The sequence below is a fragment of the Terrabacter sp. Soil810 genome, assembly GCF_001429645.1.
GTDB lineage: Bacteria > Actinomycetota > Actinomycetes > Actinomycetales > Dermatophilaceae > Terrabacter.
Window position 1 is genome coordinate 769355 of record NZ_LMSW01000011.1, and the last position, 12441, is coordinate 781795.

The 12441-nt window shown below is 71.2% G+C and carries 11 protein-coding genes and 1 pseudogene; 6 read left to right on the forward strand and 6 right to left on the reverse strand.

The genetic code is table 11. The features are described from left to right. Nucleotides 1-98: 98 nt before the first annotated feature. The gene (gene cimA, locus ASG96_RS09455; RefSeq protein ID WP_157610763.1) at nt 99-1679 is read left to right on the forward strand and encodes a citramalate synthase; all 1581 of its coding nucleotides are present in this window, start codon (nt 99-101) and stop codon (nt 1677-1679) included. Here the strand turns inward: cimA and bioD are convergent. The 4 genes from bioD to bioB are packed head-to-tail and all read right to left on the reverse strand — an operon-like array spanning nt 1658 to nt 6077. Continuing rightward, the gene (bioD, locus tag ASG96_RS09460; protein ID WP_057587800.1) at nt 1658-2380 is read right to left on the reverse strand and encodes a dethiobiotin synthase; all 723 of its coding nucleotides are present in this window, start codon (nt 2378-2380) and stop codon (nt 1658-1660) included. The genes cimA and bioD overlap by 22 nt on opposite strands. Next, nucleotides 2373-3671 (reverse strand): 8-amino-7-oxononanoate synthase, encoded by a 1299-nt coding sequence (locus tag ASG96_RS09465; RefSeq protein WP_057587801.1) that lies wholly within the window; start codon nt 3669-3671, stop codon nt 2373-2375. Before ASG96_RS09465 ends, bioD begins: the two co-directional genes overlap by 8 nt. Then, entirely contained in the window at nt 3668-5008 is a 1341-nt protein-coding gene (gene bioA / locus ASG96_RS09470) for an adenosylmethionine--8-amino-7-oxononanoate transaminase (protein WP_057587802.1), read from the reverse strand. The genes ASG96_RS09465 and bioA overlap by 4 nt, the downstream gene beginning before the upstream one ends. Continuing rightward, nucleotides 5001-6077, reverse strand: a complete 1077-nt coding sequence (bioB, locus tag ASG96_RS09475) for a biotin synthase BioB (protein ID WP_057587803.1) — start codon at nt 6075-6077, stop codon at nt 5001-5003. The genes bioA and bioB overlap by 8 nt, the downstream gene beginning before the upstream one ends. A 124-nt stretch (nt 6078-6201) precedes the next feature. On the opposite strand from bioB, the gene ASG96_RS09480 reads away from it, so the two are divergent. The 5 genes and pseudogenes from ASG96_RS09480 to ASG96_RS09495 all read left to right on the forward strand — a co-directional run bounded on the left by ASG96_RS09480 (nt 6202) and on the right by ASG96_RS09495 (nt 11064). Beyond that, a complete protein-coding gene (locus ASG96_RS09480; RefSeq protein ID WP_057587804.1) occupies nt 6202-6759 on the forward strand; it encodes a TetR/AcrR family transcriptional regulator in 558 nt (185 codons plus the stop codon). A 186-nt stretch (nt 6760-6945) separates the two neighbouring features. After that, nucleotides 6946-7335 (forward strand): VOC family protein, encoded by a 390-nt coding sequence (locus ASG96_RS09485; protein WP_057587805.1) that lies wholly within the window; start codon nt 6946-6948, stop codon nt 7333-7335. Nucleotides 7336-7416: 81 nt separating this feature from the next. After that, nucleotides 7417-8937 (forward strand): HNH endonuclease signature motif containing protein, encoded by a 1521-nt coding sequence (locus ASG96_RS09490; RefSeq protein WP_082591706.1) that lies wholly within the window; start codon nt 7417-7419, stop codon nt 8935-8937. A 204-nt stretch (nt 8938-9141) separates the two neighbouring features. Beyond that, nucleotides 9142-9308 (forward strand): annotated as a pseudogene (locus tag ASG96_RS24155) (transposase); the annotation flags it as partial. Nucleotides 9309-9447: 139 nt separating this feature from the next. Further along, the gene (locus ASG96_RS09495; protein ID WP_057587807.1) at nt 9448-11064 is read left to right on the forward strand and encodes a hypothetical protein; all 1617 of its coding nucleotides are present in this window, start codon (nt 9448-9450) and stop codon (nt 11062-11064) included. A gap of 668 nt (nt 11065-11732) precedes the next feature. On the opposite strand, the gene ASG96_RS09505 is transcribed toward ASG96_RS09495, so the two are convergent. Then, on the reverse strand, nt 11733-12050 hold the full coding sequence (locus ASG96_RS09505; protein WP_057587808.1) for a hypothetical protein: 318 nt from the start codon (nt 12048-12050) through the stop codon (nt 11733-11735). An 80-nt stretch (nt 12051-12130) separates the two neighbouring features. Then, nucleotides 12131-12415 (reverse strand): hypothetical protein, encoded by a 285-nt coding sequence (locus ASG96_RS09510; protein WP_057587809.1) that lies wholly within the window; start codon nt 12413-12415, stop codon nt 12131-12133. Nucleotides 12416-12441: the final 26 nt, after the last annotated feature.

A 12441-nucleotide genomic window follows, 5' to 3' on the forward strand; every position in this document is an offset into this window, starting at 1 on the left:
CGACCACGAGAAGAGACCGGGCCGCACACCACACCCGCGTCGCCCGCCCCCAGAACAGGCGGTCGGCCGAACCCCCGAGATCGAGGACAATGAAGGCCATGGAAGCGCTGCACGTCTACGACACCACCCTGCGCGACGGCGCCCAGCAGGAGGGGCTCAACCTCTCGGTGTCGGACAAGCTCGCCATCGCCGGGCTGCTCGACGATCTCGGGGTCGACTTCATCGAGGGCGGCTGGCCCGGTGCCAACCCGAAGGACACGGAGTTCTTCGAGCGGGCACGGACCGAGCTCGACCTGCGCCGCGCGACCCTCGCCGCCTTCGGGGCCACCCGTCGCGCCGGCGGGGTCGCGGCGGAGGACCCCCTCGTGCGTGCCCTCGTCGACTCGGGGGCGTCCGTCGTGTGCCTCGTCGCGAAGTCCCACACCGGCCACGTCGAGCGGGCGCTGCGCACGACGCTCGAGGAGAACCTCGAGATGGTCCGCGACACGGTCAGCCATCTCGTCGGCGGGGGGCGCCGCGTCTTCCTCGACTGCGAGCACTTCTTCGACGGCTGGCACCTCGACCGCGACTACGCCCTGTCGGTCGTGCGCACCGCGCACGAGGCGGGGGCCGAGGTCGTCGTGCTCTGCGACACCAACGGCGGCATGCTTCCGCACCAGGTCGAGGAGGTCGTCACCGACGTCATCGCCTCGACCGGCGCCCGCGTCGGCGCCCACTGCCACAACGACACCGGCTGCGCGGCGGCCAACTCCGTCGCCGCGGTGCGCGCCGGTGCGACGCACGTGCAGGGCACCGTCAACGGCTACGGCGAGCGCACCGGCAACGCCGACCTGCTCACCGTGGCCGCCAACCTCCAGTTCAAGCTCGGACTGGAGGCCATGGAGCGCGACTCGTTCCGCCGGGCCATGCACATCGCGCACGCCATCAGCGAGGTGACCAACGTCCCCGCCTACAGCCGCCAGCCGTACGTCGGCGCCAGCGCGTTCGCGCACAAGGCGGGGCTGCACGCCAGCGCCCTCAAGGTCGACCCCGACCTCTACCAGCACATGGACCCGGCGCTCGTCGGCAACGGCATGCGCACCCTCGTCTCCGACATGGCGGGGCGGGCGAGCATCGAGCTCAAGGCCCGCGAGGCCGGCCTCGACCTGTCGGACCGGCCCGACGTCGTCGCCGCCGTGCTCGCCGAGGTCAAGGACCTCGAGCTGCGCGGGTGGACCTTCGACGCCGCCGACGCCACCGTCGAGCTGATGCTCCGCGAGGCCCTCGAGCCGGGCTGCACCGACTACTTCGAGGTCGAGTCGTGGCGGGTCATCACCGACTCGTCGGGCGAGGGCGACGCCACGTCGGAGGCGACCGTCAAGCTGCGCGCCGACGGCTCACGCCTCATCGCGACCGGCGAGGGCAACGGCCCGGTCAACGCCCTCGACCACGCCCTCCGCGAGGCGCTGGCAAGGGCCTACCCCGAGATCGAGAAGATCGAGCTCATCGACTTCAAGGTGCGCATCCTCGACGCCTCGCACGGCACCGACGCCGTGACGCGCGTGCTCATCGAGACGTCCGACGGCGAGACGTCGTGGGACACCATAGGTGTCGCCGGCTCGATCCTCGCCGCGTCGTGGCGCGCCCTCACCGACGGGATCGTGCACGGCCTGCTTCGTCAGGGTGTGCCGAGGCGCTGAGCCAGTCCGGGGAGCCAGCCAGGGGCAGCTGCGCCGAACGCAGGCGCGTCGTGCTGCGGGGCGCCGAGGGGGACGGCGCCGAGGAGCCCTTCGGGAAGGGCGCCGAGGTAGTCGCGGTTCGTCGTCTCGATGACATCGGGGTGCTCGGGCCACGCGCCGATGACGATCCCGAGCTGACGGACTCCTCTGTGTGACAGCGCTTCTCGCGTCAGCATGGTGTGGTTGAGGGTGCCGAGGGCGCTCCGCGCCACGACGACCACGCCACTGTCGGGGACAGCTGCGGCGAGGTCGGCCAGCGTCTCGCCGTCGTCCGTGAGCTCGACGAGCAGGCCACCCGCGCCCTCGACGACGACGAGGTCGTGCCCGGCCGCCAGGTGGGCGACGCGTGCGACGTGCTCGGCCAGCGTGGGCAGGACGGCGTGCTCGAGGGCGGCGGCCGGCCTCGGCGCCATGGGTGCCCGAAGGCGCACTCCCTCGACCGTCGTGACGCCCGTCAGCCTCTCCACCTCGGCCATGTCGCCCGGCTCGCCGGGTGCGACGCCCGTCTGCGTGGGCTTGTATGCCGTCACGCCCAGTCCCGCTGCTCGTGCCGTGGCGACGACCGCCGCCGTCACGACGGTCTTGCCCACGTCGGTGTCGGTGCCCGTGACGACGAGGACCCGGGGCCGTCGGGCCTGCCCCGCCGGCAGGGGCTCAGTCATCGTCGCCGCGCGGTGGGATCGACGCGAGCGGGGACGGGGGCACCGGCCCCTGCGTGCCCTCGACCGCCGCGACCGACGGGAGGCCACGGACGGGGGAGGGAGCGTCCCCTGCCCGTGGCCCCTCGACGGTACCGGCGACGGGTGGTCCGCCGTGAATCGCGGCGGCTCGGGCCACGAGTCGCGCCGCCTGGTAGAGGTCGTCCCCGGCGAGGTCGGCGCGCGCCGTGATGCGGAGCCGGGACACGCCGTCGGGGACGCTCGGTGGTCGGAAGCATCCGACGAGGACACCCTGGGCCCGCAGGTCGAGGGCCGCGGCGACGGCGCTCTTCGGTGACGGCATCGGCAGGGACTGCACGGCGCCGGCCGCCTGCTCGATGCCGCAGATCGTCGCGATGGTGCCGGCGTTGGCCCGGACCGAGGCCGCCAGAGCCGGGTCGTCGGCGACGAGGTCCGCGGCCGCGCGGGCCGCAGCCGCGGAGGCGGGCGCGAGGCCCGTGTCGAAGATGAAGCTGCGCGCGGTGTTGACGAGGTGGTGACGCACGGTGGTCGACCCGAGCGCCGCGCCGCCCTGCGAGCCGAGAGCCTTGGAGAGGGTCAGCGTCACGACGACGTCCCGGGCCCCGACGAGACCGAGCTCGTGGACGAGTCCGCGCCCGTGCCCGGCCACCCCGATGCCGTGCGCCTCGTCGACGACCAGCAGGGCGCCGTGGCGGTGGCAGACCTCCACGAGAGCCCGCAGGGGCGCGGCGTCACCGAGGACAGAGTAGATGGACTCGACCGCGACGACCACCCGCCGGTCCGGCCGGGCAGCGAGCTCCCGCTCGAGCGCTGAAGCGTCGTTGTGGGCGAACGTGGAGTAGGGCGAGCGCGACATGCGGGCCGCGTCGTGGAGCGAGGCGTGGGCGTGGGCGTCGAGCAGGATCTCGGCCCCCCGCCCGCTGAGCGCCGTGAGCACCCCCAGGTTTGCGGCATACCCGGTGGAGAAGGCGAGCGCGCTCGCTTGGCCGGTGAGCCCGCAGAGGGCGGCCTCGAGGTCACGGTGGACGGGAAGCGTGCCGGTGACGAGCCGGCTGGCGGTCGCCGACGTCCCGTACCGGTCGAGCGCCTCACGGGCAGCCGCCACGACCCGCTCGTCACGGGACAGCCCGAGGTAGTCGTTCGAGGCGAGGTCGAGCGGGTCACGCGAACCGGCGCCTCGCCCGCCCAGACGGAGCACGGGGTCGAAGCGCTCGGTGCCGCGCTCGGCCCGGAGGTCGGAGCGCTCGGCCAGCCACGCGTCCCAGTCGCTCATCCGTGGACCTCCGCGACGGCCTCGACGACGCCTTGGGCGATGAGCCGGACGTCGTCGTTGGTGCAGACGTAGGGAGGCATCGTGTAGACGAGATCACGGAACGGGCGGACCCAGATGCCTCGCTGCAGCGCGGCACGGGTGACGCCGACGACGTCGACGGGGGACGTGAGCTGCACGACACCGACCGCGCCCAGGGTGCGCACGTCGGCGACCTGGGGGAGGGCAGCAGCGGGCAGGAGGTGCTCGGCGAGCAGGCGTCCGACGCGGGGGACGTGGTCCTTCCAGGTGCTCTCGACGAGCTCGACGGATGCGTTGGCCACCGCACAGGCGAGCGGGTTGGCCATGAAGGTGGGCCCGTGCAGGAGGGCCCGGAAGGCGGACCGCGTGATCGCCTCCCCGACGGCGCTGGTCGTGAGCACCGCTGCGAGAGAGAGGTATCCACCGGTCAGGGCCTTGCCGACGCAGATGACGTCCGGAGCGACGTCGGCCCACTCGGAGGCGAAGAGCCGCCCGGTGCGACCGAAGCCCGTCGCGATCTCGTCGACGACGAGGAGCAGGCCGTGCTCGTCGGCCACGTCGCGCAGCAGTCGGAGGCAGTCGGGGTGGTAGACGTGCATGCCTCCGGCGCCCTGGAGCACGGGCTCGACGACGACTGCCGCGAGCTCGTCGCCGTGCGTCCGGGCGAGGTGGCGCACCTCGGACGCCCACGCGTCGAGCGCGGACCGGTCTGTCTCCCAGTGCTCCTCGCCGGTGGCCGTCGTGGCGAGGCGGGCGGCGGGCGGCCCCGGGGCGAAGACCTGGCGGGCCAGGATGCCGGGGAAGGCCGAGTGCATGCCGTCCACGGGGTCGCACACGCTCATCGCGGCGAACGTGTCACCGTGGTAGCCGCCGCGGACCGTCAGGAACCGCTGGCGGTTCGGACGTCCACGGGCCGCCTGGTACTGCAGCGCGAGCTTGAGGGCGACCTCGACCGAGACCGACCCCGAGTCGGCGAAGAAGACGTGTGCCATGGGCCCGGGCGCCATCGCCGTGAGGCGCTCGGCGAGCCGGACCGCCGGCTCGTGCGTCAGCCCCCCGAACATGACGTGGCTGAAGCGGTCGACCTGCTCGTGCGCGGCCGCGTCGAGGGCCGGGTTCCGATAGCCGTGCACGGCGCACCACCACGACGCCATCGCGTCGACGACCTCGAAACGCTCGCCGGCCGGCGACGTGAGCCTCAGGCGAACGCCCGAGGCCCCCTCGACGGCATACGGCTCGGGTCCGTCGAGCGGTGCGTAGGGATGCCACACGAGCCCGCGGTCGCGGGCCGCGAGCGGCGAGCCGAGCGGTTCAGGCATTGGCGGGGAGGTCCGTCCCGGCCCCCCGACGCCGCTTGGCCGGGTCGTGCGTGGTCGCCGCGGGACGGGCCGGGTCGGCCGAGGGCTCGTCGGCGCCGAGGACGACGAAGCCGTTGTCGCGGATGAGCTCGAGGTCGGCCTCCGCGGCCTGGCCCTCGGACGTCAGGTAGTCACCGAGGAAGATCGAGTTGGCGACGTGCAGGGCCAGGCCCTGGAGCGAGCGCAGGTGCATCTCGCGACCTCCGGCGATGCGGATCTCCTTGTCGGGACAGACGATCCGCGCCATGGCGAGGATGCGCAGGCAGCGTCCCGGAGTGAGGTCCCACGTGCCCTCGAGCGGGGTGCCGTCGAAGGGCATGAGGAAGTTGACGGGGATCGAGTCCGATCCGAGCTCCCGGAGCGCGAAGAGCGCCTCGACGAGCTGCTCGTCGGTCTCGCCCAGCCCGGCGATGAGGCCGGAGCACGGCGAGAGACCGGCGTCCTTGGCCTTCGTCACGGTGTCGACGCGGTCGGCGTAGGTGTGGCTCGTGACGATGTCGTCGTGGTGCGACTCGGCCGTGTTGATGTTGTGGTTGTAGGCGTCGACGCCCGCGTCGCGCAGCCGCTCCGCCTGGCCGTCCTTGAGGAGGCCGAGGCAGGCGCAGACCTCGACATCGGGGTGCTCCTGCTTGAGCGCGCCGACCATCCCGGCCACGCGCTCGACGTCGCGGTCGGTCGGGCCGCGTCCGCTCGAGACCATGCAGATCCGCGTCGCGCCGCCGCGTAGTCCGGCGGAGGCCTGCTCGATCGCCTCGTCGGGCTTGAGCCAGGTGTACTTGAGGATGTCGGCCTGCGAGCCGAGACGCTGGGAGCAGTAGTGGCAGTCCTCGGGGCAGAGGCCCGACTTGAGGTTGACGAGGTAGTTGACCTTGACGGTGTTGCCGAAGTGCTTGCGGCGCAGGCGTGCTGCTGCCGCGACGACCGCCAGCAGCTCGTCGTCCGTGGCGCGGAGGACGTCGAGGGCGTCGTCGGTGGTGACCGGGGTGCCGGCGAGCACGGCGTCGGCGAGGTCGTCGAATCGGCGGGTCATGCGGGCTCCTTGCGCGCGGCGTTGAACGGTGTTCAACTTGAACGGTGTTCAGTATGCCGAGTCGCTCGGCTCGGCTGTCAACGCGGGTCCGCAGGGGGCTCGTGCGCCGAGGGCGGGGGAGCGCGTGGCACTCAGCCGGGACCAGGTCGTCGCGACCGCCGTCGACCTCCTGCGCCGCTACGGCCTCGGCGACCTGTCGATGCGCCGTCTCGCCCGCGAGCTCGGCGTCGCGCCGGGCGCGCTCTACTGGCACGTGGCGAACAAGCAGGAGCTCCTCGTCGAGGTGTCCGACGTGCTGCTCGCCGAGATCCCACCCGTGCCGGTCGACCGGCCGCCGGCCGAGGCGCTCGTCGGTCTCGCCGTGGCCGTGCGCGAGGCGCTCGTGCAGGTGCCCGACGCCGCCGACGTCGTCGGGCTCGCGTATGCCGTCGAGCCGGGTGCCGCTCGAGCCCTCCGTGACCTGGCGCGCCTCGTCCACGACGCCGGAGCGCCCGCTGCCGAGCGCGACGAGGTGGCGGCCCTCGTGGTGCACCACATCCTGGGATCTGTTGCAGGACAGCAAGATCGGGCTCTTGCAGCCTCCGTCGACCCGGACCTCCCGGCCCCTGATGCGACGACCGAGGCCAAGGCGTTCGAGGTCGGGCTCTCCGTGATCGTCCGGGGCCTCGCGGCGTCCGGCTGAGCGCCGGGGCCGGCAAGTGCTGGGCGGTCCAGGCCCCGCCCAGCACCACCCCTGAAGGGTGGGGATCGTCGACGCGCGTGCCTGGACCTTCGCCGACACCCCTCAGAGTCGGTGGCGGCACCGCTGATACACCGTTCTCGGGCTTCTTCGCGGCTCCTGTGGCCTCGGTCTTGGCATGCTGGTCCGATGCCGCTACGAACGACGAAGCACTGGTTCGGCGTCGTGCTCGACGCCCCGCTTGCCTCCGAGCTGGCGCACTTCTACCAGCGCCTGCTCGGCTGGACGCTCTACAAGGACAACCCTGCGTGGGCCACGCTCGCGCCCTCGGAGACCGCCGGCTACAACCTCTCGTTCCAGACGGAGCCGAACTACGTGCGGCCGATCTGGCCGAGCGAGCCCGGCAAGCCGATCATGATGCTCCACCTCGACCTCGAGGTGGACGACCTCGAGGCCGCCGTGGCGCATGCCGTCGAGGTCGGGGCGGAGCTCGCCGAGTTCCAGCCGCAGGAGGACGTGCGCGTCCTGCTCGACCCCGCGGGCCACCCGTTCTGCCTCTATGTCGACGACTCCGACTGACGTGGATTTCGTTCGGCGTCAGTCGAATTGGCGCTGTAGAAAACCTGGGGCCGGGGGTCGGAATCGCGTAGAATCGAACCCATGTTCGATGATGCAGCGGCAGTGACGGCGGAGGGCTTGGAGGCCCTCTTTCCGGTGTTGTCACGGGTCGGGGCCGGTGGTGATTCGGACCAGGAGCGGGTCGACCAGCTCGCCGTGCTCGAGCGGGTGAAGTCCGCGGTGGCAGCGGCTCAGGTGCGCGTCACCGCGGCGTTCGTGGACTCCCAGGAGCGAGTCGCGCAGGCGTGGCGGGAGCGGGCCCGAGAGTGCTCCGACGCCGGTGACTTCGACGGGTGGCGGGCAGCGCGGGCGCAGGCGCTTGCGGCGTCCTTCGACGACGACGGCACTGGTCACAGCGGCCGGCAGCCGGCAGCGCCACGGCGCAGTCGGCGGCCGTCGGGGATGACGGGGGTGGCGGCGCAGGTCGCGCTCGCCCGGCACGAGTCACCGGTCCGCGGAGCGGCGCACGTGCGGCTCGCTCTGACGTTGACCCGGGACCTGCCTCACACTCTGGCCGCACTCGAGGCCGGCGAGCTGAGCGAGTGGCGGGCGCAGCTCGTCGTGAACGAGACCGCGAGCCTGACCAGCGAGCAGCGCTCTCTCGTCGACGCGGAGGTCGTCGGACCGTTGAGTGACACGGGTGGGACGGCTGGGAGAGTCGGGTCCCTGGGCGACCGCGAGCTCGCCCGGCGGGTCCGGGCTGTCGCGTACCGGGTCGACGCTGCCTCCGTCATGGCCCGCGCCGTGAGGGCCGAGTCCGAGCGACGCGTCACGATCCGCCCCGCGCCGGACACGATGGCCTACGTCACGGCGCTGCTCCCCGTCGCGCAGGCCGTCGCCGCGCACGCCGCGCTCACCGCTGCCGCCGACACCGCCCGCGCGGCCGGGGACGAGCGCGGCAAGGGCCAGGTCATGGCCGACACCTTCGTCACCCGCATCACCGGGCAGGCTGCCGCGGACGCCGTGCCGGTCGAGGTCCAGCTCGTCATGAGCGATCGGGCCCTGCTCGCCGGGGACGCCACCCCCGCACAGCTCGCCGGCTACGGCACCGTCCCTGCCGCCTGGGCCCGCACCCTGCTCGTCGGATCAGGTCCAGGCCACGCCCAAGGCTCGGACGAGGCGCAGGTCTGGCTGCGGCGGCTCTACTCGCACCCCGCCACGGGGACCCTCGTCGCGATGGACTCCACCCGCCGCACCTTCGACGGTGGGCTGCGCCGCTACCTGCTCGCCCGCGACGTCGGCACCTGCCGCACCCCCTGGTGCGACGCCCCCGCCCGGCACGTCGACCACGTCCGGGACCACGCCCAGGGCGGACCCACCACCGACACCAACGGCCAAGGCGTGTGCGTGCGGTGCAACCACACCAAGCAGCTCCCCGGCTTCACGGCCGAGACACTCCCCACCTGCCAACCCGGCGCACCCCACGCCGTACGCACCACCACACCGACCGGGCACACCTACACCTCTCACGCCCCACCCCTGCTCCCCGGTCAGGACCGGGGAGCGGTCTCGGCCGGGGTGGCACGGTCGATCGCCTCGACGGGTCGGGCGCGCAGCGCCTGACCGCGGACGGAGAAACCGCGCTGCGCGGCGGCATACTCCGCCTTGCCCTCGGCGGTCTCGATCCGCACGGGCTCGTAGNCGCTCACGCAGGTCGTACGGCGCCGCCCGCATGTCGAGGGACAGGCACGTCTTGTGTGACGTCGTGATCGCCACGCCTGGAGAGACCGTGTCGCTGAGTGACGCAGACGGAATGCTCGTCATTTCGACCCTGAGGCGGATAAGGGCCGCAACGTCATCGAGCGATCTTCAACGTCCTCAAGCAGTGGCGCGGCCTAGCCACAAGGTACGACAAGCTCGCCCCGACCTACCGCGGCGGCGCCGTCCTCAGCGGGATCATCACCTGGCTACGAGAACCGGGAGACACGCCCTAGTTCCGCGTTTCCTTTCACGATGCCTTCGCTACACCCTCAATCCGGATGAGCCGGTTTCGCTGTGGGGTAACATGTCCGCCGGTTCACGTCCGTCACGTCCTGCTCGATGCCGCAAGTCTGTCGATGGGGTCCCGATCTGATGAGTTCTTCCGCCTCTGCCGAGGCCGAGCGCGCCACAGAAACGTCGGTCGCCCACGACGAGCGGTCATCCGGCCGAAGCCGGCGGCAGCCGTGGCTGTGGGCGCTGCTGATGCTTCCGCCCGCCATCGTCGCGGTGCACTTGCTCGCGCTGGGCGCATTCGCCAGCCCGGCCGTTCGCCTGGCGGCGGATGACTGGTGCGCGGCGGCACGGATCCGCGATTACGGCTCACTAGGGTTTATCGACTACTACTACTTCAAGGTGAACGGCCGGCTGGCCTACCACGTGGGCCAGGTTCTGCTCTTCGCGGACGGGCTCCGTGGCGCTCGCGTGCTGCCGTTCGTCCTGATCGTCACGCTGACAGTCGGGATCTTCACCATGTTGTACCTGGCGCTGCGCCACCTGCAGTGGCGATGGCCCGCGGCGGCGGCTGGGCTCCTGGCGGTCGTCGTGTCGGCGCTCACGTTCTTCGCCGGCAACGTGGTGTACCAGATCCTCTATTGGCCGGCTGCCACCGTCACGCACACGCTCCCGGCGATCCTGGGCATCTGGAACGTCATCATCCTCATGGTCGCGGCACGCAGCCCGCGGCGGTGGGTGCGAGTCACGGCGGTCGTGCTCGCGTTGCTGATGGGCTTCGTGATCGGATCGCTCGGCGAGGCGTTCTTCGTGGTCAGCGGCGTCTATGCGGGGACGGCACTGCTGCTTGCCCTGCTGGGGTGGCGCGACCGCCGGACGCGCTTCCCGATCACGTGGATCGCTGTGTGGCTCATGGGTATGCTCGCCGGATTCGCCGTCCTGTACTTCTCGCCCGGCCAGCGCATGCGGACCGAAGGGACGTACAAGCACGAACAGCCGTCGCTGTTGTCGGTCCGCGGCCTCTCGGGGGCCGTTCATCAATGGCTCAACACCTGGGAGATGATCCTGTCCCAGCCCGCGTACTACGCAGCGATCGTCGCCGGGCTCATGGTCGGTCTGCTCGCCAGCAGCGCGGCTCTGCGCAGGACGTCGCTGCCGTTCGCCGGCGGCTCGTGGACCCTTCTGCGCAAGCTGCTCGTGGTGATGCTTCCGGCCGTCCTGGTGGTGATCGCATCGTTCGGCGTCATCGCCGGGTTGCGGCATGGCTACGGACCCAACGGCTGGACGTACGAGCGCGCCTGGACGAGCTTCCTGATCCCCGCCATCGTGACCGCCGCCCTCTACGGTGCCGCGGCCGGTTACTGGCTGGGCCGCCGCGTCAGCGGCGGCCAGCGGAACCTGGCGGTTCCGGCCATGGCGGCGCTACTCGGGGGGTCGGCCCTGTTCAGCACGGTGTGGTTGGGGTCCATCGTGCCGCGGAACACCGCGCTCGTACACGAGATGACCGTCCGCGCCGAGGCCTGGGACACGAACAACGAAGCCGTCGAGCGACAGATCAGCGAGGGCAAGCGCATCGTCCGGTTCACACCTACTCCGATTGCCGGCTCGACCGAGCCGTTCCGCTACACCACCTCTCCTGACTGGGCCGGCAATTGCGCCGCGGTCTACTACGGCGTCGACCAATTGATCCCTTCCGAGGAATGGCTGTCGACACCGGCCTCCGCCGCCTGGCGGGAGAAGCACCCCGGGGTGAGATAGGCCCCGGCTCCCAGCGTTCGAGCGCGGGTTTTAGGCGTGCGTATTCACTGGCTCGCTGAACCGTTGCGCACGCGGTTACGTCCCGCGCTGGGTCGACGCTGGAGGGGACAGCCACGACGGAGGATGGCCGGACTGCCTACTGCCACCTACCGAGCGCCACCCCTCGCGGTCACCGGTGGTACCCATCCAGTTCGCCACCGTGGCGGTTGACGAGGGCCGCTTCGGGTCCGGCCCCCGCGTCGTGGCGGTGGACTGCCAGTCCTGACGGCCGAAGACCCATCGTCCGGTCCTGCCCCGTTGCGCGATCGCGTCGAATCTCAGGGGGTTTGCAGAATGCGGTCGCAAGCAGTGATCAAACGCTCCCGCAGCACCTGACCGCGGACGGAGAAGCCGCGCTGCGCGGCGGCATACTCCGCCTTGCCCTCGGCGGTCTCGATCCGCACGGGCTCGTAGNAGCTCGCGCAGGTCGTACGGCGCCGCCCGCATGTCGAGGGCCCTGATGTCGCGGGCCAGCTCGAAGCAGTCCATGACGATGTCGCTCGACACTGCCGGCACGAGCTTGTGAGCCCACTTGTAGAGGTCCATCCTGGCGTGCATTCCGGAGGCACAACTCGTGGAAGGAGTCGTCCCCTCATGCCGATGTGCGGACATCGGCCTTGGACTCTGACTCAGCGCCTCTCGCGCAGCCGCTCCAGGGCGGCCTTGGCATACGAAGCGTCGACAGGCTTCGGCATGTCCGGGTTCTCGCTGTAACCGTCGACGAGCAATGGGCCGTCCAGATTCATGGGCGGAAGGTTGTTGCGGTCGCGGCTGCTTAGCATGTCGAAGAACACAATGACGTTGTTGTAGAAACCAGCTGCGATGGTGGCTGCAACCCGCCGGTCCCTCTTCGCGCTCAGCGTGATGTTTGCCAGCGTCGAAGGGTTGGTGATGCCCAGCTGAGCCCACATCGGATCCTTCTCGGCCGAGTACCCCTTCGCCGCCATGACGGGATCGTAGCCTCGACCGGATCACGCGGTCGCTCGATCATGCCGCTCCCCGTGCGACCGGGACGAAGAGCGTGCTGCTAGATGACCGCCAGGCGGAGCTGTCCGTTGGGGGTCCTGCCCAGGACTTGCAGCCGGAGGTGCGTCCCGATCGCGGGGTGGTCCACGAAGTTCTCACGGACGCGGGCAACACCCATCGCAGTGACGTTTACGTGGCCCCATACCTCCTGCTCAGGGACGTACACGCCGATGCCGTAGACGTGCTGGCAGGCGACAACGCCTTCCAGGATCATGTCCGGATCGATGCCGTCGGGCTCTTGCTCCTCGGGAGTGCGCGAGTGGAAGCACCGATACTCGTTTGCCACGTCGCGAGGCTAATCCACGAACCGCA

Bases quoted from the DNA above. Each gene is read 5' to 3' on its own strand.
- cimA (WP_157610763.1), top strand. From the start codon at position 99: ATGGAAGCGCTGCACGTCTACGACACCACCCTGCGCGACGGCGCCCAG.
- bioD (WP_057587800.1), bottom strand. From the start codon at position 2,380: ATGACTGAGCCCCTGCCGGCGGGGCAGGCCCGACGGCCCCGGGTCCTC.
- ASG96_RS09465 (WP_057587801.1), bottom strand. From the start codon at position 3,671: ATGAGCGACTGGGACGCGTGGCTGGCCGAGCGCTCCGACCTCCGGGCC.
- bioA (WP_057587802.1), bottom strand. From the start codon at position 5,008: ATGCCTGAACCGCTCGGCTCGCCGCTCGCGGCCCGCGACCGCGGGCTC.
- bioB (WP_057587803.1), bottom strand. From the start codon at position 6,077: ATGACCCGCCGATTCGACGACCTCGCCGACGCCGTGCTCGCCGGCACC.
- ASG96_RS09485 (WP_057587805.1), top strand. From the start codon at position 6,946: ATGCCGCTACGAACGACGAAGCACTGGTTCGGCGTCGTGCTCGACGCC.
- ASG96_RS09490 (WP_082591706.1), top strand. From the start codon at position 7,417: ATGTTCGATGATGCAGCGGCAGTGACGGCGGAGGGCTTGGAGGCCCTC.
- ASG96_RS09495 (WP_057587807.1), top strand. From the start codon at position 9,448: ATGAGTTCTTCCGCCTCTGCCGAGGCCGAGCGCGCCACAGAAACGTCG.
- ASG96_RS09505 (WP_057587808.1), bottom strand. From the start codon at position 12,050: ATGGCGGCGAAGGGGTACTCGGCCGAGAAGGATCCGATGTGGGCTCAG.